This is a genomic window from Lutibacter maritimus, from assembly GCF_900116115.1.
GTDB classification, from domain to species: Bacteria; Bacteroidota; Bacteroidia; order Flavobacteriales; family Flavobacteriaceae; genus Lutibacter; species Lutibacter maritimus.
This window is the reverse complement of record NZ_FOZP01000001.1, coordinates 456125-480950: the sequence shown is the minus strand read 5'-3', so window position 1 is coordinate 480950 and position 24826 is coordinate 456125. Positions and strand designations below refer to the sequence as shown.

19 protein-coding genes and 1 riboswitch are annotated in these 24826 nt (G+C 29.3%); of the genes, 3 read left to right on the top strand and 16 right to left on the bottom strand.

The genetic code is table 11. From position 1 onward, the window contains the following. Nucleotides 1–58 precede the first annotated feature (58 nt). The 3 genes from BM335_RS02355 to BM335_RS02345 all read right to left on the bottom strand — a co-directional run bounded on the left by BM335_RS02355 (nucleotide 59) and on the right by BM335_RS02345 (nucleotide 5183). Nucleotides 59–2386 (bottom strand): ATP-dependent helicase, encoded by a 2328-nt coding sequence (locus tag BM335_RS02355; RefSeq protein ID WP_090222694.1) that lies wholly within the window; start codon nucleotides 2384–2386, stop codon nucleotides 59–61. Nucleotides 2387–2455: 69 nt separating this feature from the next. Further along, nucleotides 2456–3679: a hypothetical protein gene (locus BM335_RS02350; RefSeq protein ID WP_090222692.1), complete on the bottom strand. Its 1224-nt coding sequence runs from the start codon at nucleotides 3677–3679 to the stop codon at nucleotides 2456–2458. Between the two features lie 115 nt (nucleotides 3680–3794). Further along, complete coding sequence (locus BM335_RS02345) at nucleotides 3795–5183, bottom strand: OmpP1/FadL family transporter (RefSeq protein ID WP_090222690.1); 1389 nt, start codon at nucleotides 5181–5183, stop codon at nucleotides 3795–3797. Between the two features lie 298 nt (nucleotides 5184–5481). Here BM335_RS02345 and BM335_RS15645 point away from each other — a divergent pair, with 298 nt between their 5' ends. Further along, on the top strand, nucleotides 5482–6003 hold the full coding sequence (locus BM335_RS15645; protein ID WP_177219137.1) for a DUF7935 family protein: 522 nt from the start codon (nucleotides 5482–5484) through the stop codon (nucleotides 6001–6003). Nucleotides 6004–6051: 48 nt separating this feature from the next. On the opposite strand, the gene BM335_RS02335 is transcribed toward BM335_RS15645, so the two are convergent. After that, nucleotides 6052–7953, bottom strand: coding sequence for a TonB-dependent receptor plug domain-containing protein (locus BM335_RS02335; protein WP_090222688.1), 1902 nt, complete (start codon nucleotides 7951–7953; stop codon nucleotides 6052–6054). 89 nt (nucleotides 7954–8042) lie between these two features. Continuing rightward, nucleotides 8043–8253: riboswitch (cobalamin riboswitch) on the bottom strand. Nucleotides 8254–8321: 68 nt separating this feature from the next. Here BM335_RS02335 and BM335_RS02330 point away from each other — a divergent pair. Further along, on the top strand, nucleotides 8322–9446 hold the full coding sequence (locus BM335_RS02330) for an ABC transporter substrate-binding protein (RefSeq protein ID WP_090222686.1): 1125 nt from the start codon (nucleotides 8322–8324) through the stop codon (nucleotides 9444–9446). On the opposite strand, the gene BM335_RS02325 is transcribed toward BM335_RS02330, so the two are convergent. The 10 genes from BM335_RS02325 to BM335_RS02280 form a co-directional block, all read right to left on the bottom strand. After that, entirely contained in the window at nucleotides 9438–12068 is a 2631-nt protein-coding gene (locus tag BM335_RS02325; protein WP_090222684.1) for a DNA gyrase/topoisomerase IV subunit A, read from the bottom strand. The two genes, BM335_RS02330 and BM335_RS02325, sit on opposite strands and share 9 nt — an antisense overlap. 1 nt (nucleotide 12069) lies before the next feature. After that, nucleotides 12070–13926: a DNA topoisomerase IV subunit B gene (locus BM335_RS02320; protein ID WP_090222681.1), complete on the bottom strand. Its 1857-nt coding sequence runs from the start codon at nucleotides 13924–13926 to the stop codon at nucleotides 12070–12072. A 116-nt stretch (nucleotides 13927–14042) separates the two neighbouring features. Further along, nucleotides 14043–15137 carry a redox-regulated ATPase YchF gene (ychF, locus tag BM335_RS02315; protein ID WP_090222679.1) on the bottom strand — a complete coding sequence of 365 codons (1095 nt, stop codon included), beginning with the start codon at nucleotides 15135–15137 and terminating at the stop codon, nucleotides 14043–14045. A gap of 173 nt (nucleotides 15138–15310) precedes the next feature. Beyond that, entirely contained in the window at nucleotides 15311–16780 is a 1470-nt protein-coding gene (gene guaB, locus BM335_RS02310) for an IMP dehydrogenase (protein WP_090222677.1), read from the bottom strand. A 60-nt stretch (nucleotides 16781–16840) separates the two neighbouring features. Then, the gene (locus tag BM335_RS02305; RefSeq protein WP_090222675.1) at nucleotides 16841–17338 is read right to left on the bottom strand and encodes a hypothetical protein; all 498 of its coding nucleotides are present in this window, start codon (nucleotides 17336–17338) and stop codon (nucleotides 16841–16843) included. Further along, a complete protein-coding gene (locus BM335_RS02300; protein ID WP_090222672.1) occupies nucleotides 17338–17862 on the bottom strand; it encodes an FMN-binding protein in 525 nt (174 codons plus the stop codon). Before BM335_RS02300 ends, BM335_RS02305 begins: the two co-directional genes overlap by 1 nt. Nucleotides 17863–17957: 95 nt before the next feature. Continuing rightward, the gene (locus BM335_RS02295; protein ID WP_090222670.1) at nucleotides 17958–19100 is read right to left on the bottom strand and encodes a porin family protein; all 1143 of its coding nucleotides are present in this window, start codon (nucleotides 19098–19100) and stop codon (nucleotides 17958–17960) included. 162 nt (nucleotides 19101–19262) lie between these two features. Further along, nucleotides 19263–20126, bottom strand: coding sequence for a hydroxymethylglutaryl-CoA lyase (locus tag BM335_RS02290; protein ID WP_090222668.1), 864 nt, complete (start codon nucleotides 20124–20126; stop codon nucleotides 19263–19265). 20 nt (nucleotides 20127–20146) lie between these two features. Then, on the bottom strand, nucleotides 20147–20767 hold the full coding sequence (locus BM335_RS02285; protein ID WP_245780591.1) for a LysE family translocator: 621 nt from the start codon (nucleotides 20765–20767) through the stop codon (nucleotides 20147–20149). Between the two features lie 13 nt (nucleotides 20768–20780). Beyond that, nucleotides 20781–21824: a GDP-mannose 4,6-dehydratase gene (locus tag BM335_RS02280; protein WP_090222663.1), complete on the bottom strand. Its 1044-nt coding sequence runs from the start codon at nucleotides 21822–21824 to the stop codon at nucleotides 20781–20783. A gap of 136 nt (nucleotides 21825–21960) precedes the next feature. Here BM335_RS02280 and ftcD point away from each other — a divergent pair, with 136 nt between their 5' ends. Next, nucleotides 21961–23652, top strand: coding sequence for a glutamate formimidoyltransferase (gene ftcD / locus BM335_RS02275; protein ID WP_090222660.1), 1692 nt, complete (start codon nucleotides 21961–21963; stop codon nucleotides 23650–23652). A gap of 63 nt (nucleotides 23653–23715) precedes the next feature. Here the strand turns inward: ftcD and aroQ are convergent, their stop codons facing one another. Then, complete coding sequence (aroQ, locus tag BM335_RS02270; protein ID WP_090223231.1) at nucleotides 23716–24129, bottom strand: type II 3-dehydroquinate dehydratase; 414 nt, start codon at nucleotides 24127–24129, stop codon at nucleotides 23716–23718. 57 nt (nucleotides 24130–24186) lie between these two features. Then, nucleotides 24187–24744: a porin family protein gene (locus BM335_RS02265; protein WP_143102372.1), complete on the bottom strand. Its 558-nt coding sequence runs from the start codon at nucleotides 24742–24744 to the stop codon at nucleotides 24187–24189. Between the last annotated feature and the right edge of the window lie 82 nt (nucleotides 24745–24826).

Genomic DNA, 24826 nt, shown 5'->3' with positions numbered 1-24826 from the left:
CTTCGTTATTTTAATATTGCAAATTACAATATATAAATTGGTTTTACAATGTAAATATTTAGCTAATTATAGTAAGCTTTGCAAATTGTAGTAATAATTTTTTAACACCTACCGATGCAAATCTAATTTCTGCTTTTTGATTTGCTCCTGAACCTTCTAAACTTAGCACTTCACCTTTTCCAAATTTAGTATGTGAAACTATTGCTCCAACGGAAATGTTAGCATCAAATAAATTAATAGGATTGTTAGTAGTTTTAACCACTTTTTTTAAGTTTTTTGGAGGTTGAAATTCTACTTTAGGTGCTGAAGTTGGTTTAACCGGCGTTCTTTGTATTGGTTTTTTAAAACGAATTCTATCTTGTGGAACACTTCCAAAAATATCTTCATTAATAAATTTATTTTGTACAGGTTTATGGTTAACGGTGGTTAAATTTTCTAAATATTTTTCGTCTATTTCTTCTAAAAACCTACTAGGTTCGCAATCAACCAATTTTCCCCAACGGTAACGCATTTGTGCATGACATAAATACGCTTGTTTTTCGGCTCTGGTTAGTGCTACATAAAATAATCTTCGCTCCTCTTCTAACTCACTTCTTGTAGTCATACTCATTGCTGAAGGGAATAAATTTTCTTCTAAACCTACAATATAAACATACGGAAATTCTAATCCTTTTGCTAAATGAATGGTCATTAAAGAAACTCTAGGTTTATCATCTTTTGTAGCAACATCGCTACTGGTTTCTAACGCAGCTGTTTCTAAAAAATGTGCTAAAGAATCATCTTCAGCTTTTTCTTTTTGTTCTTCGGTAAAGTTTTTTACTTTGTTTAATATTTCCTGGACATTTTCAACTTTACTTACACCTTCTGGGGTTCCATCTTGTTCTAAATCTTTTATAAACCTCACTTGTTTTATTACAAATTCTGCAACTTCAAAGGCATTTTTGGTTTGCGCTTCAATTTGAAAATGCTGAATCATGGTTACAAAATTGAGCAATTTTGTTCGTGTTCCAGAGTTAAAATTTAAATCATACTGATCTAAATTTTCTAAAATCTCAAAAATTGATTTTTTATAATGATTGGCTGCGACAGCTAATTTATCAATAGTTGTAGCGCCAATTCCTCTGGCTGGATAATTTATAATTCGCTTTAAAGCCTCCTCATCATTCGGGTTTATTAAAATACGCAAATATGCTACAACGTCTTTTATTTCTTTTCGTCCGTAAAATGAAATTCCTCCGTAAATCACATAATCTATATCTTTTTCACGCAAAGCATCTTCCAAAGCTCTAGATTGCGCATTTGTTCTGTATAAAATAGCGAAATCAGAATTTTTTAGGTGATCATTCATTTTATGATCAAAAATAGAATCGGCTACAAACCTTCCTTCTGTAACTTCATTTACAGTTTGTTTTACTTTTACTTTTGAACCTTCATCATTGGCTGTCCAAACTTCTTTATCTAATTTAGTTTTATTCTTTTCAATTACACTATTTGCTGCTTGAACTATATTTTTTGATGACCTATAATTTTGTTCTAATTTAAAAATTTGAACATTGTCATAATCACGTTGAAAGTTTAAAATATTTTGAATATTAGCACCTCTAAATGCGTAAATACTTTGAGAATCATCACCAACAACACATATATTTTGAAATCTATCTGCCAATGCTTTTACAATTAAATATTGCGAATGGTTTGTATCTTGATACTCATCAACTAAAATATATTTAAAACGCTGTTGATATTTTGATAACACTGCTGGAAAACGAGTAAGTAACTCATTGGTTCTCAGTAATAAATCATCAAAATCCATGGCACCTGCTCTAAAACAACGCTCTACGTATTGATGGTAAATTTCACCTACTTTTGGGCGTTGCGCCATTTTATCAGCCTCAATTAAATCAGGATTTCCAAAATATGCTCTAACCGTAATTAAACTATTTTTGAACGAAGAAATACGTGCCAAAATTTGCTTTGGTTTGTATTTTTCTTTGTCCAATTCCATTTCTTTAATTATTGAAGTAATTAAGCGAACGGCATCTTGCGTATCGTAAATTGTAAAATTCTGAGGAAACCCAATATGATCTGCTTCTGATCGTAAAATACGTGCAAAAACAGAGTGAAAAGTTCCCATCCATAAATTTTTAGCTTCAGAAGTACCAACCACATTGGCAATTCTTTCTTTCATTTCTCTCGCAGCCTTGTTGGTAAAGGTTAATGCCAAAATATTAAACGGATCAATATTCTGATTCATTAAATGAGCAATTCTATACGTTAAAACGCGAGTTTTACCAGAGCCTGCACCAGCAATAATAATCATCGGTCCTTCTTTGTGTAAAACAGCTGCTTTTTGAGATTCGTTAAGTTCTTGTATGTATTTATTCACAGGAATTCTTTAAAATTCAAAAGTACTATTCAAAATTAAGTTTGGCAATAAAAGTTATCGACAATAATATTACAAAGTTGCTTTTTGCTTAAAAAGTTGCGAAATAAATAGTAAAAATATTCCTAAAAATAATATAACGCTGCAAATTAGTAATAGTGCGTTGTGATTAGAAATCGGTTTTAATTTCGCTAAAATCAAAAAACCTTGTCCAAATAATAAAAATTCTGTTAAAATAATTCCTGCTAAAAAAGTAAATAATCCAAATTTTGAACTATTGTTTGTGAAAAATATTTTATTTAATTCACTCAATACCAACACTATAAAAACGCTCATAAATGCTAGTGTAAATAAATGTAAATATCCTATGATAAAAAAAGGCTTTAAAGCAATTGATTTTTGAACAAAATATGGAAAAGCAGAAAATAACTGGCTAATAATTTTTAAACTATATGCAATTATTAAAAATTTTAATAAAACTTTTGATAAAATATTCCATTTTAAATTTAAAAATGCCTGCTGCATAATTTTAAATAAAAACAGTAATGAAATTAACTGTAAAACTGCTGCTGCAAAACCCAAAACATAAAAAAATGTAGAAACATTACTCCACAAAATTGACAATGCATATGCAGGAATACAAGCTACATTTAAATACATAAAAAATAGCTTTTTGTATTTTTCAGAAATTTTAATTTTTTGATTTTCAAAAACTTTAAATAACAACCCGAAAAGTGCGAAAACAAAAAAACCATTGTATAAAAAATGTAAATAAAAATAAATAGTATTATAATATAAATCCGATTTTCCAAACTTTATAATCACAAAAACTAAAAACCAAGTTGCTAAGCTTGAAATTAAGTAATAATAAATTGAAAATCGTATTAATTTAGTTGAAGTATCACTTCCATTTAGATGCTTCAAGATGTTAAAAGACAATATATATGATGAAATACCAAAAACAACAAGTAATACTATAGAAAATGCTTTATAACCACTAAATGGAAAGCTAAAAAGCATTAAAAATATACTAATTACAGCAATAATTATTGAAATTTTGAAAGTGTTATTCCATGTGTATTTTGGAACAAAAGTGTGCAAGATTAAACCGAAAACTGCTAAATATCCCCAACCTAAAAAAGCAACATGAGAGTGTCCTTGCACAAAATTTTTATATGAAATTAATGCAGATGGAAACACAAAACTCCATCTAATTAGCAAACCAAGAAATGCAGATAGTACAAATAATGCAAGGGCTATTAAATAGATGTTTTTAGAAATTAATTTTTGAAGCATTTTTAAAAAAAATTTATCATCTTACAAATAAACAAGAAAATAAATAATTTGTATTATCAAAACAAAAAAAAAGCGACTTCAATTTGAAGTCGCTTTTTAAAATTTAATTTATTATTTATTTTGAAAAAGTATAAGAAACTCCTAACATAATCATATCAGTGGTCATTTCATATCCAACTTTAGTACCTGGCACAGATCCATAAGGATTTGTTTGAGAAGCCATCATTGGATTTAACATTGGACCTTCTGTTTTTCCATCACTTGCACCGTGATGATACACTCCATTTAAAGTAATTTGGTCATTAAAGTGATAACCAAAACCAAATTGAAATGCATTTTTAATAACTGCAGTTGCAGGTAATGAGAAAAATGCTAATTCTTTATCAATTGGATTACTACTATAAGTATAACCGACTCTTAATGGTAATTTTTCAATCCCTTTATATTGTATACCTGCAGAAAGAATATTAATATTTTTCCAACCAAAACCTTGAACTGAAGCTGTTTGAGTCCAACCTTTTGCTTCAAAACCTTCTGTATTTTCATAATCAACTTGTCTATAGTCAACAGCAAAATCAAAACTATCTGTAGAATATCCTAAACCAAAAGATAAAATTGCTGGATAATCCATTGTAAATGCAACATCCGGAGCAGCAGAACCATCTAAATAAGTATTACTGAATTCAAATTCACTAAATTTTTGAGCAGTTTTATAAGAAGCTCCTAATTTTATACCGCCTGGAGAATTATAAAAAATACCAAATTGTGCACCATATCCAATTGCACTTGCTTTATCACTTACAGGATAACCTAAAGTCATACTTGGTGATGATAAAGGATTTGGAGCTAATTCTAACGATGAATAATTAATAGTTGGTTGAATTCCGATAGAAAAATTATCAGTAATTTCATATGCCCAAGCTAAACCTACTTGCAACAACATATAATCAGATTCTACATGTCCAAAACCATTCATGTTTTGTGGATAGTTTATTGGATTTGAATCATTTGGATTCCAATTAGGGTTTGGATTGTTATTTACATCCATTGGTAAACTTGTTTCTTGTGGAAAAGTAACACCAAAACCACTAATACCAAAAGCAGATGCACCAAATGTATGTTTACTATCTTCCTTTCCCCAAACCATTGCTAATGCAGGCATTGGAGATACGCCTCTATCATCTTTAGTAATTCCTGAAACTTGTGGAGATGCTGGTGAACCTGGACCGAAAGCATTTTCTGGCCACATCATTCCTGCTGGAATTGTTGAACTTAATTCTGGAGAAGAAAAGAATGCACCTATATCAAAGTTCATAATTTTACTATCAAAAGTAGAAATTGAAGCTGGATTCCATTGTAAAGCTCCACTAATATCTAAAGGTTGTGCAGTTGCAGCTCCTCCCATTGACATATTTACTGATCCTACACCTTGCATTATATGACCTGCTTGTGCAAAAAGAGCTGTAGAAAATAATAATACTACAAATTTTAATAAATTTTTCATAATATAAATTTAGTTTAATTGATGTTTGTTTGCTTTGTAACAATTGTTACAAACTGTGTTACAAGTACTTATACTGTAATTTTAAAACAAAATTAGAGTCTTTAGTTTCTATAAATGCTGACAATTATCATTAATTCAACAGCACATGGTAACAATTGTTACGCTAGTATTATGTAATTTTTTTAAATAAATCTAAATCAAACACTTGAAAAAAATACAATAGTACTTATTTTAATTTTTCATTTAATTATATGAATGTTCTATTAAAAATAATAAATTTGAATTTTACTAAATATTTATGAAATTAGATCAAATTTTAGAATTACTAAGCTTTACGATTCCGGCGATTGTTACAGGCGTTGTTGCATATTATTTCTTTTTAACACACGCAAAAAATGAAGAAGTTAAAATGAAATTATCTATGGTTAAGGCTAACAGAAAACAAGCTTTACCAATTAGATTACAAGCCTATGAGCGCATGACTTTATTTTTAGAGAGAATAAATCCTTCTAATTTATTATTAAGAGTAACTTCAGTAAATAATGATAAAAAAGCCTATTCTTTAAGTTTAATTAATACTATTGAACAAGAATTTGAACATAATCTTACACAACAAATATATATTTCAGAAAAATGTTGGAGTGTAATTGTAGCATCTAAAAATGCAACCATACATATTATTAAACAAAACTCAGAAAATGAAAGTGTACAAAATGCACAAGAATTACGTGAAGCTATTTTAAAAACTGTTTTAAACTCTTCATCTCCGTCTACTGCTGCATTGTCTTTTATTAAAGAAGAAGTTAGAGATTTTATATAAAACAATCTAGCATACGTACACTAGATTGTTTTTATATAAATAATATTTCTAAAAATTAAAATCTAAACCAATTTTATAATTTCTACCTTTTGTAGTATACCCTAATACTTCAACAAAATCTTCATTAAATAAGTTATTTACTTGCGCAAAAACAGAAACTTTATTTTTAATTATTGAGTAGCTACCATAAAAATCAATTAAACTATACGCATCAAATTTCATAGTTGAACCTGTTCCCCATTGATCAAAAAATGTTCTTTTAGATATATGTTTAAAATTTAAAGATAAATAGGTGTTTTTAAAAGAAGTAGTTCCAACCTCAGCAGTAATCTTATGCTTAGGAATATAATCTATATCTGCATTTTTATAAGTATATGTGTGTCCTAAACTAATGTTTAAATGGTGTATTTTATTTGTTTTTAAAATTGTTTCAACACCTTTTGCATTTATACTTTCATTGGCATTTTCATAACTACTTGCGCCAAATAAAATAGCATCTTCCATATTTCTATAAAAGAAAACAGTATTTAATTCAACTATATCATTTAATTTATAAATAATTCCAGCTTCAACAGAATTATCTTTTTCAGGGTTTAAGTTTACATTTCCATATTCTGAAAATAATTGATAAATACTTGGTGAAATAAATGCAGTACTATAGCTTGAAATTAACCTAAAGTTATTTGAAATATTGTATGACGGATTTACATTGTAAACAAAATGATTACCATATTCACTATGAATATTTAAGCGCGCACCTGCGTTTATATTTATTCCATTTTTTGAATTATAAACTATTGTTGCATAAGGATCTAACATATTAAACTTCGCCAAATCTTCATCAATTTCTCCGTAAGGAGAGTTTGTTTGATTACGCTGGTTTTGATAAGAAATCCCAGTTATTAATTGAAATTGATTATTAAATTTAAACTCATTTACAACATCAGCAAATATACTTTTTCCAGTATATTCATAATAATTCATACTGTTTGTCCAACTACTATATTCATCTAAAAATCTATTATTTTGATTATACGATGCAATAAATTTTAAGTTTCCTTTGCTATAATTAAGATTTGAAGAAAATCCAAAACGACTTTGCTTATTTTCACCATTGTTAATATCTGAATCGGTAAATGCGCCACCATCATAATCATAAATATCTTTATCAAAATTATGAAATAGCGCTACATTTAATTTTTCAGAAAAATTATAACCTAACTTAACATACGTGTTAGTTGGTTTAAATTTATCATACTCAAATTTTGTTGTACTATTTTCATCACTTGCATCTGACATACCACTAATTGATGATGCATTTACATTAACCAAATAATTAAATTTATTTAACGAGCCATTTATGGCAATATTTTGGTTAAAATCATTTAAATTGATAGTGGTATTATCTTGAGAATTATTAGTTCCAATTGCTAACTGATAATGTAATGCTATTGGCTTTTTAACAGCTTCTTTTAATTTAATATTAACAACTCCGGTAGCAGCTCCAGAACCATATAATGTACTTGATGCTCCATTCATAATTTCAATAGATTCTATTTGATTTAAAGTTAATAATCTTAAATCAAATGCATTATTAATTCCAGATGGATCACTTAAAGGAACTCCATCAATTAACACCAAAGTTTGATAACCTCTTCCTCCTCTTACATAAGCACTTTTGTCTTTTCCTGCCGAACTATTATTTCCAAAAATTTGAATTCCGGCTAAATTATCCAAAACATCAGCAACAGATTTTCCCTGAGCATTGGCTAATTCTTCTTTTGTAATTTGATAAATAACTTTACCAATTTTTTCTTTTTCAATAGCAAATTTTGTAGCTACAACGGTAACTTCACTTAATTTTTCTACTTTTTCAGTAGTTTCTTGTGCATTTAAAGTACCCAATGTTAAAAACATAGCAGTACATAAATGAAATACATTTTTTTTCATTTTTAATGATTTAATTAATAAAATAAATCAGGTAAAATTATAAGTACAGATAAAAAAAGCCATACTCAAACCATTTTCTCCCGAATGTTTGAACTATACTGATTTTGGCAGGTCTCCTGACTCGCGTATTGTTATTCACCTTCCCATTCTTAAAAGAACAGTGGTTAAAAGTTTAATAACAACCATCGAAAAAAATCGACTAAGCTTACAGTTGCGGGTACAGCGTTGGATTTAAACCAACTTCCCTTTTCATTTATGCATACAGAAGTAAACATAAAAACCATAATCGGATGCAAAAATAAGTAATTAAAGATTAATTAGTACTATTAAAAATGTAAAATAGTACATTTGCAAAAAAAACTTTTTAAATGAATACTTTTAAATTTGCACTTACTTTAATATTTATTTCACTCTCTTCAGTTGCTTGTAAAAATGAAGTTAAAAACAATAAATCTGAAAAAAGCATTACTAAAAGCTTCATTAAATATGCAAAAGGATTTGAAATTCAGCAGTTTAATGACTATAAAAAAGTTATAATTAAAGCACCCTATAATGGATCAAAAGAAACTTTTGAGTTTATTTTAACACCCAATAAAACTACCAAAAATAATGAAATTACTATCCCCGTAAATTCCATTGTTGTTACAAGCACAACTCATATTCCAATGCTTGAATTGTTAAACGTTGAAAATAAATTAATAGGTTATCCAAATACCGATTATGTTTCATCAGTAAAAACCAGAGCGTTAATTAATAATGGAAAAATAAAAGAACTTGGCAACGAAGAAAGTATAAATACTGAGTTATTATTAGATTTAAACCCCAATGTTGTTATGGGATTTTCTATAAATAGTAATAGCAAAATGTTTTCAACCATTCAGCAATTTGGTATTCCCGTAATTTTAAATGGTGATTGGTTAGAAGAAACACCCTTAGGAAGAGCTGAATGGATTAAATTATTTGGCGTTTTATTCAATAAAGAAAAACAAGCGGATAGTATTTTTAATGAAATTGAAAAAAATTATTTAGAAGCAAAAAGTATTGCCTTAAACGCAACTAATCAACCAACAATTATCTCTGGAGGTTTATTTAAAGACATTTGGAATTTACCTGCTGGAAATAGTTTTGAAGCTACTTTTTTAAAAGATGCAAACACTAACTATTTATGGAAAAACACTGAAGGTAAAGGAAGTTTGTCTTTAAATATTGAAAATGTTTTTGAAAAAGGGAAAGATGCAGATATTTGGATTTCACCGAGTTTTCATACATCTTTAGAAGATTTAAAAACATCTAATGCTATTTATTCCCAATTTAATGCGTTTAAAAACAAAACTATTTATTCATTTATAAATAAACGTGGTGAAAAAGGTGGATTCATATATTTTGAATTAGCTCCTGCCCGACCAGATTTAGTGTTAAAAGACATTATTAAAATTGCTCATCCAGAATTGTTAAAAGACTATGAACTTACATTTTTTGAACAATTAAAATAACTTAATTTGTCCATTACTGTCTTTTTCATCATTATTTTTGTCATCTTCAATTTCACCATCTAACTCAAAAGTAATATCTTCATTCTCTATAACTTCCTCATCATTTACTTCAACATCATCAACTTCTTCTGGAACATAAGGTAATGATTCTAATAACGTTACTTGCTTAATTTTATCAGAAGTTAACTGATTTCCTAAAGCTTTTATTCCTTTAACAGCTATAAACTCTTCTAAATTAATAGTCATATTTTCAATACTTCGTTTAGAAAACGTGATTTCAGCCATTGGTCTGTAATCTGTAGAAACAATTTCTAGTTGCGATTTTGGATGTTCAGAAATAAATACTTCTTCTTTATTTGGGTTATCAATCATAAACCGTTTTATAAAGTATTTTTCTTTTTCACCATCAAAATAAATAGCTGAAATTGGTTTTTGAGGAATCCATTTTTCCAAAACAATCATATCGTTATCAAAATGTGTTGTTAACTCTGGTTTTATGGTTTTTACAATACCTTTTTGGTTAATTATAAGCAATCTATCTTCGCCTCTAAATTCGCCTAAAAGATCACCTCTTTCATCAACATTTAAACGTTGTACAGTTTCATCAAACCAAATTTTACGTGGTTTTAAAGTAGAAACTCCTTCGCTTTTTAATTCAATTTTTTTAATAGCATATTTGGTTACAGTATTTCCTTTTGAGCTTCTTCCTTTAATTGCTAAATCGGAAAAATCTATATCCCATTTTAATTTTTTAATAGATCCAACTGCTCTTAAAACAATAGAAACTGTTTCTGCTTCTCCATTTGGATTTGCGGTAAAATATAATACCGATGAGCCTTTAGTTCCGGCTGTTAAATCGTATTCTTTATCGCGTGTTACCCCAGTAACATTAAAGCGTTTCATATAACTTGGGCCACTTTTACCATCACGGTAAATCATATTATACACAGTACGTTTATCATTCTTTTTAAATACTGCAATATGAATAATGTCTTTTCCTACAAAAGTTTTTGAATCAACTTTAGTAATCATCATAACACCATCTCTTCTAAACACTATAATATCATCAATATCGGCGCAATCATCAACATATTCATCTTTTTTTAATGATGTACCTACAAAACCTTCCTCACGGTTTACATATAATTTTGTGTTACGCATTACTACTTTGGTAGCAACAATATCATCAAACAATCTAATTTCAGTTAAACGTTCTTTGCCTTTTCCGTATTTCAACTTTAAGTTTTTAAAATAGTCGATAGCAAAATCTATTAAATTAGCTAGATGATTTTTAACTTCTGCTATTTTATCTTCTAAACTTTCAATAAATTGTTTTGCTTTGTCAATATCAAATTTTGATATTTTTTTAATTCTGATTTCAGTTAAACGAACAATATCTTCTTCTGTAATAGCACGTTTTAAATGTTTAATGTGCGGCTTTAAACCTTCATCAATAGCTTTTATAACGCCTTCCCAGGTTTCTTGCTCTTCAATGTCACGGTAAATTCTATTTTCAATAAAAATACGTTCTAATGAAGCAAAATGCCATTGTTCCTCTAATTCATTTAGCTGAATTTCTAATTCCATTTTTAGCAATTCAACTGTATGATCAGTAGATCGTCTTAAAACTTCAGAAACGCCAATAAAAACAGGTTTATTATCATCAATAACACAACACAATGGTGAAATAGAGTTTTCGCAATTTGTGAAAGCAAACAAAGCATCAATTGTTTTGTCTGGTGAAATTCCCGGAGGTAAATGCACTAAAATTTCAACATTTGCAGCAGTATTATCTTCTATTTGTTTTATTTTAATAGTACCTTTATCATTGGCTTTTAATATAGAATCTATTAAACTAGAAGTTGTAGTACCAAAAGGTATTTCATTGATTACTAGCGTTTTTTTATCTATTTGCGAAATTTTTGCGCGCACTCTAATTTTTCCACCTCGTTTTCCATCATTATAATTAGACACATCAGCAATTCCTCCAGTTAAAAAATCTGGAACAATGCTAAAATTTTTACCTTTTAAATGTTTAATTGAGGCATCAATTAATTCATTAAAATTGTGTGGTAATATTTTTGTTGATAAACCTACTGCAATTCCTTCAGCGCCTTGCGCCAATAACATTGGAAATTTTACAGGTAAATCTATGGGTTCTTTTCTTCTACCATCATAAGAAGATTGCCATTCGGTAGTTTTGGGATTGAAAACAACGTCTAAAGCAAATTTAGATAAACGAGCTTCAATATAACGTGATGCAGCTGCACTATCACCGGTTAAAATGTTTCCCCAGTTTCCTTGCATATCTATCAACAACTCCTTTTGACCAATTTGCACCATTGCATCAGCAATAGAAGCATCACCGTGCGGATGATATTGCATTGTATGTCCAACAATGTTTGCTACTTTATTGTAACGGCCATCATCTAAATCTTTCATAGAATGGAGTATTCTACGTTGTACAGGTTTAAAACCGTCTTTTATACCAGGAACTGCACGTTCTAAAATTACATAGGATGCGTAATCCAAAAACCAATCTTTGTACATTCCTGTAACTTTGGTAATGGTTTCTTGATTTCCAAATTCTTCGTCAATCGGTTCGTTGTTTTCTTCTTGCATGTTATGCTTCTTCTACAATATCTAATTCTATTTTTAAATTTCTAATGATAAACTTTTGTCTATCTGGCGTATTTTTACCCATATAAAATTCCAACATTTTTTCAATTGGCATTTCTTTGTCTAACATTACAGGGTCTAATCGAATATCTTTTCCTATAAAATGCACAAATTCATCTGGTGAAATTTCACCAAGTCCTTTAAAACGTGTTATTTCTGGTTTTCCTTTTAATTTATTAATGGCATCTTGTTTTTCTTCTGGAGAATAACAATAAAATGTTTGTTTTTTATCTCGCACTCTAAACAATGGCGTATCTAAAATATATAAATGGCCTTCTTTAATTAATTCTGGAAAAAATTGCAAGAAGAAGGTGATTAATAACAGTCGAATATGCATTCCATCAACATCGGCATCAGTTGCAATAACTATATTATTATACCGTAAATCTTCTAAAGAATCTTCTATATTTAGCGCTGCTTGCAATAGGTTAAACTCTTCATTTTCATACACAATTTTTTTATTCATTCCATAGGAATTCAACGGCTTACCACGCAAACTAAAAACGGCTTGGGTATTTACATCTCTAGATTTTGTAATAGATCCACTTGCGGAATCTCCCTCAGTAATAAATAAGGTGCTTTCAAGTCTATTTTCTTTTTTTAAATCGTTAAAATGCACTCTGCAATCACGTAATTTTTTATTGTGAACACTTGCCTTTTTTGCACGTTCTCTAGCCAATTTTCGTATGCCGGATAAATCGTTTCGTTCTCTTTCTGCCTGTAAAATTTTCTTTTGAATTTTTTCAGCAACATCTGGATTTTTATGCAAATAATTATCCAAATTGGTTTTTACAAAATCTGTTATATAAGTACGTACAGTTGGTAAGCCATCACCCATTTCTGTTGACCCTAACTTTGTTTTAGTTTGGCTTTCAAAAATTGGCTCCATCACTTTTACACTGATTGCAGAAACTATGGATTTTCTGATATCGGAAGAATCGTAATTTTTACCAAAATATTCTCTAATTGTTTTTACAATAGCTTCTCTAAATGCATTTTGATGTGTTCCTCCTTGTGTTGTATGTTGGCCGTTTACAAAAGAGTGATATTCTTCACTATATTGTGCCTTGCTAAAGGTTAATGCAACCTCAATATCATCACCTTTTAAATGAATTATTTTGAATAGTTTAGATTCATCGTCAATATTTTCATCTAATAAATCTCTTAAACCATTTTCTGAATAATATTTTTCACCGTTAAAAATGATTGTTAAACCTGTGTTTAAATACACATAATTTTTAATCATTTTTATAATATACTCATTTCTAAATTTAAATTTTGTGAAAATAGTTTTATCAGGCACAAAGGTTACTTTAGTACCTTTACGTTGCGAACTTTCTTGTGGCTTTTCTTCATTCGTGATATTACCTTGCTCAAATTCTGCAGTAACAGTTTGATTATCTCTAAAAGATTGTACTTTAAAATATGAAGACAATGCATTTACAGCCTTTGTTCCTACGCCATTTAATCCAACAGATTTTTTAAAAGCCTTAGAATCGTATTTTCCACCAGTATTCATTTTAGAAACAACGTCTACTACTTTACCTAATGGAATTCCGCGTCCGTAATCTCTAATTGAAACTGTTTCATCTTTTACAGAAACTTCTATAGTTTTTCCAGCACCCATTACATACTCATCTATTGAGTTGTCGAGTACTTCTTTTATAAGAATATAAATACCGTCATCAGGTGAAGAACCATCACCTAACTTACCAATATACATTCCAGGACGCATTCTAATATGTTCTTTCCAGTCTAATGAGCGAATATTATCCTCGGTATACGATGTTTGTTCTGCCATTTATTTTTGTAAAATTCTTGAAGAGTTGCTAAAGTACTATTTTGCCAACTAAAATAAAAAAAAGTCTGCTAATATTTTTATTAACAGACTTCTTTAATTTATACTATATTTTAAGATTATACATTAAATCGGAAATGCATAACATCACCATCTTTTACAATGTATTCTTTACCTTCAACTCTCATTTTTCCAGCTTCTTTTACTTTAGCTTCACTTCCATATTTTACATAGTCATCATATGCAATAACCTCAGCTCTAATAAAACCTTTTTCAAAGTCTGAATGAATAACACCTGCTGCTTGTGGTGCTGTATCTCCAATATTAATTGTCCAAGCACGTACTTCTTTTACTCCTGCTGTAAAATATGTTTGAAGATTTAATAATTTATATGCTGCTCTAATTAAAACTGCTGAACCGGCTTCTTCTAATCCTAAATCTTCTAAAAATAACTGACGTTCTTCAAAAGATTCTAATTCTGTAATATCAGCTTCAGTACCAACAGCTAACACAATAACTTCTGCGTTTTCATTTTTAACAGCTTCTTTTACTTTGTCTACATATTCGTTTCCATTTACTGCTGATTTTTCATCAACATTACAAACATATAATACAGGTTTGTCTGTTATAAATTGTAACGGAGTTACGTATTCTTCGCGTTCTTTTTCAGTTAATTCAATAGCTCTTACTGAAACTGCAGCTTCTAAACCTTTTTTAACTTTTTCTAAAACTTCTTGCTCTTTTTGAGCATCTTTATTTCCTGTTCTCGCAGTTTTTCTAACCTTTTCCAGTTTTTTATCTAAAGATTCTAAATCTTTTAGTTGCAACTCAATATCAATGGTTTCTTTATCTCTAATCGGATTTATATTTCCATCAACGTGCACAATATTACCATTATCAAAGCAACGTAAAACGTGAATAATTGCATCTGTTTCTCTTATATTTCCTAAAAACTGATTTCCTAATCCTTCACCTTTACTTGCGCCTTTTACCAAACCAGCAATATCAACAATATCAACAGTAGCTGGTAAAACACGCTCTGGATTAACCAATTCTTCTAACTTTACCAATCTATTATCAGGAACATTTACAACACCTACATTAGGCTCTATGGTACAAAATGGAAAGTTTGCACTTTGCGCTTTTGCATTTGATAAACAGTTAAACAATGTTGATTTTCCCACATTTGGCAATCCTACTATACCAGCTTTCATATTCTTATTATTTTGTGAATCCCTTTTTTAAAGGCTGCAAATATAACATTTACAATTGTATTAAATATAATTAATTAGCTTTAAATTTATGGTTCTTTTTTATATAATAATTGGTGATTTATAACTAAAAAGGCGCAAAATAATTTGCGCCTTTTTAGTTATTTTTTTAAAATTTAACGAGAATAATTTGGAGCTTCTTTTGTAATTGTTACATCATGTGGATGACTTTCACGCATACCTGCTGAAGTAATTTTAACAAATTTTGCAAGTTTTTGTGCTTCTATATCTTTAGCGCCACAATAGCCCATTCCGGCTCTTAAACCTCCAATAAATTGATGCATTGTTTCATTCAATTCACCTTTATATGGAACTCTTCCTACAATACCTTCTGGTACTAATTTTTTAATATCATCTTCAACATCTTGAAAATATCTATCTTTTGAACCATGCTTCATTGCTTCAACAGATCCCATTCCTCTGTACGATTTAAATTTTCTTCCTTCAAAAATAATGGTTTCTCCTGGCGATTCTTTTGTACCTGCTAATAAAGAACCTAACATTACAGTATCTGCTCCAGCAGCTATAGCTTTTGGAATATCACCTGTGTATCTAATTCCACCATCTGCAATAACTGGTACTCCTGAACCTTTTATGGCATTCGCCACATCAATTATTGCTGATAATTGCGGAAATCCAACACCTGCAACAACACGAGTTGTACAAATAGATCCTGGTCCAATACCTACTTTTACTGCATCTGCACCTGCTTCAACTAAGTATTTTGCGGCTTCACCTGTTGCAATATTTCCAACAATAACATCTGTATCTGGAAACTTACTTTTTACTTGTTTTAAAACAGTAACTACACCTTTTGTATGTCCGTGAGCTGTATCAATAATTAAAGCATCTACTCCTGCATTAATTAAGGCTTCTGCTCTTTCTACAGCATCACCTGTAACACCTAATGCAGCAGCAACTCTTAATCTACCATACTGATCTTTGTTGGCATTTGGGTTTTCACTAACTTTAATAATATCTCTAAATGTAATTAACCCTACCAATTTATAATTTTCATCAACTACTGGAAGTTTTTCAATTTTATTTTCTTGTAAAATTATTTCCGCTTGTTTCAATGATGTTCCCTTTGCAACAGTTACCAAATTTTTTGAAGTCATTACTTCAGCAATTTTACGAGTGTTATCATTTTCAAAACGTAAATCTCTGTTGGTTACAATTCCGATTAAAGTACCATGTGCATCAACTACAGGAATTCCACCAATACCATATTCGTGCATTAAAGCTTTAGCTTCAAAAACAGTTTCATCTTTAGTAATTGTAACTGGCTCTATAATCATTCCAGACTCAGATCTTTTTACTTTTCTAACTTCTGCAGCCTGTTGTTCAATAGTCATATTTTTATGCAAAACTCCAATACCTCCTTCACGTGCCATAGCAATTGCCATGTCAGATTCCGTAACTGTATCCATAGCTGCGGACACAATTGGAACATTTAAAGTAATATTTTTTGAAAATTTTGTTTGAATACTAACTTCTCTTGGAAGTACTTCAGAAAAAGCAGGAATAAGTAAAACGTCGTCGTAGGTTAATCCTTCTCCTACAAATTTATCGGAATGTGAAATCATGGTGCAATCAATTTAGTAATTAATTGCGTGCAAATTTACACTTTTTAATTGAAATATATGTTAATATCTCTTTTTAGAAATTAATATTTGATATAGTATTGAAAATGTGGCTACTACAAAACTTAAGGTCATAAAAAAACCAGAAATTACAATAATATATTTAACCCAAGTAAAACCTTTCCATAAAAAATAAATACCGCCAAAAGTGAATACGATTGATAAAAAAGGCTCTATCATTAAAAAATATTTTAGTTTTTTATTGATGGAAGTTGTAGAAAGAATTAAAGACAATAGCAAAAAAATAACTGATAATGACAAGATATGATTGTGAACAACGGTTAAAATTTCGCGTTCACTTTTTTTGAATTTCATATCCATTGCTTCCTCATCATCTTCATTTCCTAAATAATGAGTTTCAATGCCATTTACATGCATTGATGTTGTGGTATTTACAAAACTCAATCCACCATAAAAGCCAATGCTTAAAACACTTATAAAAGCAACAATAACTACTTTTATTTCTTTTGGAAATTGATGAATTAAACCGTGTAATTGCATTATAATACTTGTTTTTGATGTAAAATTTGAACTGTTTTAAGCAATTTATTTATTTCATTTGTCATAGATTTTGCCGAAATAGTAGCTCCAGAAATTGCCGCAATATCTTTTTGATATATTAAATTATCAGCTTTTGATTTTCCACTAAACTGATTTAACCAACGTTTGCTACCTACTTCACCTCCGTGATCTTCTCTGTAAACCAATACCTTAACTTTAGAAACTATTAAATTTTTATCAAAAATAACAATAAAGTCGAAATAATCTGCTTTCCCGAAAGCTTGTCCAAAATAATAATACCCTAATAATTTTTGATTGTTATAAATTTTATAAAAATTAGTATCGGTAATCTTTTGGGGTAAATTTTCACTTATATCATTTGATATTGAAATATTCTTTTTTTGAAACGTTTCAACAGAAAAGATACTTTTTATTTCCTTAGCAATAAGGGCTTCAATTCTTTTTGAAACGGTAAAACTAGAAGTTAAAAATACTAATGCAGTTATGTAAATAATTTTTTTCATAAATACTATATTGTAATAATAGTAATTTTAAAATTAAAATGAGGCCACCATTAATTAATAAATATTAATGCAGCCCCATTTCTATACTATTTTAATTAAAACCAAACTGCAACTCCAGCATTAAATACTTTAGATGTATCACTTCCTGAAACTGCATTGTTCACCAATTGGTAATCTATTTTAAAGGCAGCTCCGTTGGCTACTTTGTAGTTTAATCCAAAAATAACTTCGTCTTTTTCAAAAGCTTTATTAACAGCTAAACTTCCAGCCGTATCAGCGTGTGTATTGTATTTTTCATAACGTATAAATGGCGTTAATTTTTCTTCTCCTTTTAAATCAAAACCGTAAGCAATTTCACCATACAAACCAGTCATTTTAGACCCTAAATCTTTACCTGTTAATGTATTGTAATCTTCTGTATCAGATAAATTTGCAAGAATATATTGTCCTCTTAATTCTAGATTGTTGTATTTGTAACGTGCATCAAACCCAAGCATTGAAACGCTAACTGTTGATGCTTCTAAAGAAGTATCATCTGTTTGAGTTCTCCCAAAATAACCAGATAACCCAACTCTTAATCCTGCAATTCCATAATAATCTAATTTAGTTGAGAAATTAGGCGAATTTACTGTAGACTCTGCTCCTTTTTGACGACCAGAACGTAATCCGTTTGAACCTTTAATTAATCCTGATCCTGCTGCATACGATTTAAATCCGTTAAACAAATACGCTTGATATTTTAGCGATGCATTGTCAATTTTACCTGAAACACCAATTCCTAATTCTCTCCAAGTTGTTGGAACAATTACGTTATCAACATTTGGGCGTTCAACACCATAGTAAGTTGTAGGTTCATGATATTCGTTAATAATTCCCATTGGCACTAACATTAAACCAGCTAAAATATTAGCGTTTTCATTTAATTTGTATTTTAAATAGGCTTGCTCCACATAAACTTCTTCCACATGCTCATATTCAATTTCAGTTAAGAAGCTTACTTTATCGTTAAATTTATAACCAAACAATAATACCAAACGGTGAACATCTAATTTTCCAGGTGCAGAACCGTCTGCTTCATTATAATCTATTTGTCCATATCCACCAATAGTTATCCCTTTTGGTAAATTGTCATTTAATAATTTGTTTCCTGAATTTTCATAGGTTTCGTTGTTAGTTTCTTGTGAATATGCTACCACACTAATTAGAATAGCTACTAAAAGTAATTGTAATTTTTTCATTTTTGATTAATTGTTTATTTTTATTTAGACTTGTTTTAAATAATGAAGCAAAAATATGTAACTATAATTACATAGCAAAGTCTTATTTAGAATAAATATAAATAATATGACAAATGTCAGTAAATTAATACCTAAAAAAATAAAGTACTAAAATACAATGTGTTAAATTTTCTCGAAAATTTTTAAAGCTTCATTATAAGCGCTTTCAAAGCTCATTGCATTCATATTTGTATTACATTTTTGTTGATTGAAGTACGTAATCAACTTTTCTGTAGGCATATTTCCAGTTAACTCATCTTTTGCCATTGGGCAACCACCATAACCTCTAATTGCTCCATCAAAACGGTTACAACCAGCTTTGTAAGCAGCATCAACTTTTTCAAACCAAGTGGTTGGTGTGGTGTGTAAATGTGCACCAAATTCAATCTTTGAATATTGTGGAATTAAATTTGAAAATAAATAATCTATTATTTCAGGTGTTGAACTACCAATGGTGTCTGACAATGATAAAATCTTCACTCCCATTTCTGCCAATTTATGCGTCCATTCAGAAACAATATCAACATTCCAAGGATCTCCATACGGATTTCCAAAACCCATTGATAAATACGCTACTACTTCTTTATTTTTTTTTGCAGAAATATTTAAAATTTCATCTAAAACTATAATAGATTCTGAAATTGTTTTACCAGTATTTCGCATTTGAAAATTTTCTGAAATAGAAAAAGGATAGCCTAAATAATTAATTTCTTCAAATTTTGAAGCCTCTTCAGCTCCACGTACATTTGCTACAATGGCTAATAATTTACTTTCGGTTTTGCTTAAATCTAATTTAGAAAGAACATCCGCCGTATCGCGCATTTGAGGAATTGCTTTAGGCGAAACAAAACTTCCAAAATCTATAGTATCAAAGCCAACTCGCAACAAAGCATTTATATATTGTGCCTTTTGTTTTGTATCAATAAAATGAGATTTAATGCCTTGCATGGCATCTCGTGGACATTCTATGATTTTTACTTTGTTCATATAATTCAAATGTACAATAACTAGTTTGAAAAAATTATAAAAAAAGCGATACCAGCAAAAACAACAATTTTAAACCATTTTATATTGGTGTTAAATTTTGGGTGCATTTTTAAATATGCTGCAAAACTACCCGACAGTACTGATACTAATGAGAAAATTATAAATGCTTGCAACATAAATAAAAAACCTAAAACATAAAATTGTACAATAGTACTTTGTGTAGCACTGTATAAAAACCCAGGAAAAAAAGCCAAAAAGAAAATAGAAACTTTAGGATTTAAAACATTCATAATAAAACCTTGTTTAAATAATTTCAACAATCCTTTTTTTTCTGCTTTTGAATTTAGTAAAACTTCTTCATCAGATTTATAGGTTAAATATGCCAAATACAACAAATAAAATGCACCAAATAGTTTAATTGAAAAAAATAAATATGCTGAACTCTTTATAATTGCAGAAACGCCAAAAGCAACTAAAGTTGTATGAATAATAATTCCAGAAACCAAACCTAAAGCTGTAGCAATGCCAAATTTTTTACCGTTACTAACGCTTTGCACCAATACATAAATAATGTCTGGTCCTGGCATAATTGTAAGCAACATGGATGCGCCTATAAACGATATGAGTATTTCTAAATTCAATTAAAGTAAAATATTAAGTATTTAACTTTAAATAATTATTTACAAACAACTTAACCCCTTCTTCTAAATCTGTTGAAGGCTTAAAATTTATATAATTAAACAAACTTTCAACATTAGCATAAGTAGATTTTACATCACCAGGTTGCATCGGTTTAAAAACAATTTTTCCTTTTTTATTCAAAGCTTTTTCAATAGCTTTAATAAAATCCATTAAGGCAACTGGACTATTATTTCCAATATTAAAAATTTGATATGGTTTTGAACTTTTTGAAGACACTGGCTTTTTAAGATTAAAGTCAGCATTACTTTTTGGAGCTAAAGGAAGTAAACGTTTAATACTTTCTACAATATCACCAACATAGGTGAAATCTCTACTCATATCACCATTATTAAACACTTCAAACTCTTCATCATTTACAATTGCTTTTGTAAAAATATGTAGTGCCATATCTGGCCTTCCCCAAGGTCCATAAACCGTAAAAAAGCGTAATCCTGTACTTGGAATATTATATAAGTTAGCATAAGAATGTGCCATCATTTCATTAGCCTTTTTACTTGCGGCATACATGGCTAAAGGATGATCTGTACAATTGTCTTCACTAAAAGGAATTTCTTCGCTTAGGCCATAAACAGAGCTTGATGATGCAAAAACCAAATGTTCTACAGGATATGCTCTACAACTTTCTAAAATATTTAAAAAACCAGTAATATTGCTATCTACATAAGAATGCGGATTTTTTAAAGAATACCTTACTCCTGCTTGTGCTGCTAAATTAACAACATAACTAAACTGTTGATTTTTAAATAATTGTTTAATATTTTCTAAATCAGTTAAATCTAGTTTAATAAACGAAATATTGTTACCAACTAATAATGTATTGTATGCTATTTTTGAAGTGTCAAATCCTAAATCCTCAAGTCGTGCCAACTTTAAATTTTGATCATAATAATCATTTATATTATCCAATCCTACAACTTCATAATTATTATTTACCAATAGTTTTGCTAAATGGTAACCAATAAAACCTGCCATTCCAGTAATCAATACTTTTTTCATAAATACAACATTGTTATTTAAACACAAAAATAGAATTAATTAAACAAACGGTTAATATATGTGCAATTTATTTTAAAATAGTAATAGCCAATTAAAAATTAACTACCTAAATTTGAAACACCAAAATATAATAACAATGAACAAACAATTAATTGAATGTGTACCTAATATAAGTGAAGGAAGAGATAGTGCTAAAATTAAAGCCATTGCTACTGTAGTTGAAACTGTTGATGGTGTTAAATTATTAGATATCGATCCTGGAAACGCAACTAATAGAACCGTAATTACTTTTGTTGGTGAGCCAGAAAATGTAATTGAAGCTGCCTTTAGATTGATAAAAAAAGCGTCAGAATTGATAGATATGAGTAAACATAGTGGTGAGCACCCTAGATTTGGAGCTACCGATGTATGTCCATTAGTACCAATTTCTGGAATTACCTTAGAAGAAACTGCCGTTTTTGCTCATAAATTAGGCGAACGTGTTGGAAGAGAATTAGGAATTCCTGGATATTTTTATGAAAAGGCAGCAAAAGAAGAAAAAAGAAAAAACTTAGCGAATTGCAGATCTGGAGAATATGAAGGATTGAAAGAAAAACTAATAAACCCAACTTGGAAACCTGACTTTGGTCCTGCTGAATTTAATACTTCAGTTGTAAAAACAGGAGCTATTGCAATTTCAGCGCGTGATTTTTTAATTGCCTACAATATAAACTTAAATACAACTTCTACAAGAAGAGCTAATGCAATTGCTTTTGATATTCGCGAAGCTGGAAGGGTTCAATATGAAGGAAATAAAGTTTCAGGAAAACCAATGTTAGATGCTAATGGTGAACCCATTAGAATTCCAGGAAAATTAAAAGCCGTAAAAGGTATTGGATGGTTTATTGAAGAATATGGTATTGCTCAAATATCATATAATTTAACAAATATAAATATAACATCTATGCATGTTGCTTTTGACGAAACTGTAAAAGCTGCAACAGAAAGAGGTTTAAGAGTTACCGGTTCTGAGTTAATTGGATTAATTCCGCTAAAAGCGATGCTTGATGCTGGTGATTATTTTTTAAAAAAACAACAACGTTCTTTAGGAATTTCTGAAGAAGAAAAAATAAAAATAGCTGTTAAATCTTTAGGCTTAGATGATTTAAAACCATTTAATCCTAAAGAAAAAATTATTGAATATTTACTAGAAGACAACACTAAAAAGCTTGTAGATTTAACAGTTAAAAATTTCGCAGAAGAAACCGCTAGCGAATCTATGGCTCCTGGTGGAGGTTCTATTTCAGCGTATGTTGGTGCGCTTGGAGTTTCTTTAGGAACTATGGTTGCTAATTTATCTGCTCATAAAGCTGGTTGGGATGATAAATGGGAGTATTTCTCAGACTATGCTGTAAAAGGACAAGCTTATAAAAATAAATTATTGTTTTTAGTTGATGAAGATACCAATGCTTTTAATAAAATTATTGAAGGATTTAGAATGCCTAAATCTAACAATGAAGAAATTGAAAGTAGAAAAATTGCCATTGAAAATGCCACAAAATATGCTACTGAAATTCCGTTTCAGGTTATGGAAACAGCTTTTAATTCATTAGAAATTATGAAAACTATGTTAAAAGATGGTTTACAAAGTTCATTATCTGATGCTGCTGTTGGTGTTTTATGTGCAAGAACAGCTGTTGTTGGAGCGTATTTTAATGTAAAAATTAATGCTAAAGACATAAAAGACAGAGTTTTCGCTGAAAATATAATAAATAAAGCTACTGATATTTATACTAAAACTATAGCTGCTGAAAAAGAAGTGATAGATTTTATAAATTCTAAGATGTAAAATATTATAAGTATTAAAAAAGCCTAAGAAATCCTTAGGTTTTTTTAATTTACTGTTTTGTACTTATAAAAAACTCTTTAAAGCTAGTTCATAACTTTGCAAGCCAAAGCCAGCTATTACACCTTTTGCATTTGGCGCAATAAATGAAATATGCCTAAAATCTTCTCTTGAATGCACATTAGATATATGAACTTCAATTACGGGCGTTTCAACTCCTTTTATAGCATCACCAATAGCCACTGAAGTATGTGTGTATGCGCCTGCATTTAAAATAATTCCATCAAAACTAAAACCAACTTCATGAATTTTATTTATGAGTTCACCTTCTACATTACTCTGAAAATAATGCAAATCAATAGTTGAGTATTTCTCTTTTAAAGTATTAAAAAATTCTTCAAAAGTTAAACTTCCATAAATAGCTGGTTCTCTTTTTCCTAAAAGATTTAAATTAGGACCGTTTAAAATTAAAATTTTCATAAAATTGTTTAAAATCATCGTTTTCAAAAGTAAAACATTTCTTTTTTATATGTTTACTTAATTATCAAATTTATACGCCAATCCTATTTGAATGCAGTTTAATTTTTTATATGAATTATAACCATAGTCTATATATTTAGAAAGCGCCAAATTATAACGAGCATCAAGTGATAAATTTTCAGAAATTAGAAAACTTGCACCTAAATCTGCAGCTAAAATAAATTTTTTATAACCACCTTCTTTAATATTTGTATTGCTTACTTTTAATAAAAACTGTGATTCTGGTCCTCCATAAATTTCAAATTTATTGCCTAATTTATACTTTAGCAAAATTGGAATATGCAATAAACTAATATTGTCATTCACCAAATTATCTGTAGAAGAATAATTAATTTCTGGTTGAATAGAAAAATCTACGGTTCTAACAAACTCCATAAAAACACCTACAAAAAAACCTGTTTTATTGGTTGTAGATGATGTTTCATCTAACTTTGAATGAATTCCCATCATATTAACACCTGCTTTAACTCCAAATTGGTTTAAACTTTGAGCATTTAAAAATTCAGAATTTAACACCAAACCCATTATCAGTAAACTTAAAATATATTTTTTCATAATTTTTAAAATTTTGCTCAACTAATATACTTAAAATCAACAAAAGATTAGCATTAAATTATTTTAAACAAAAAACAATTTT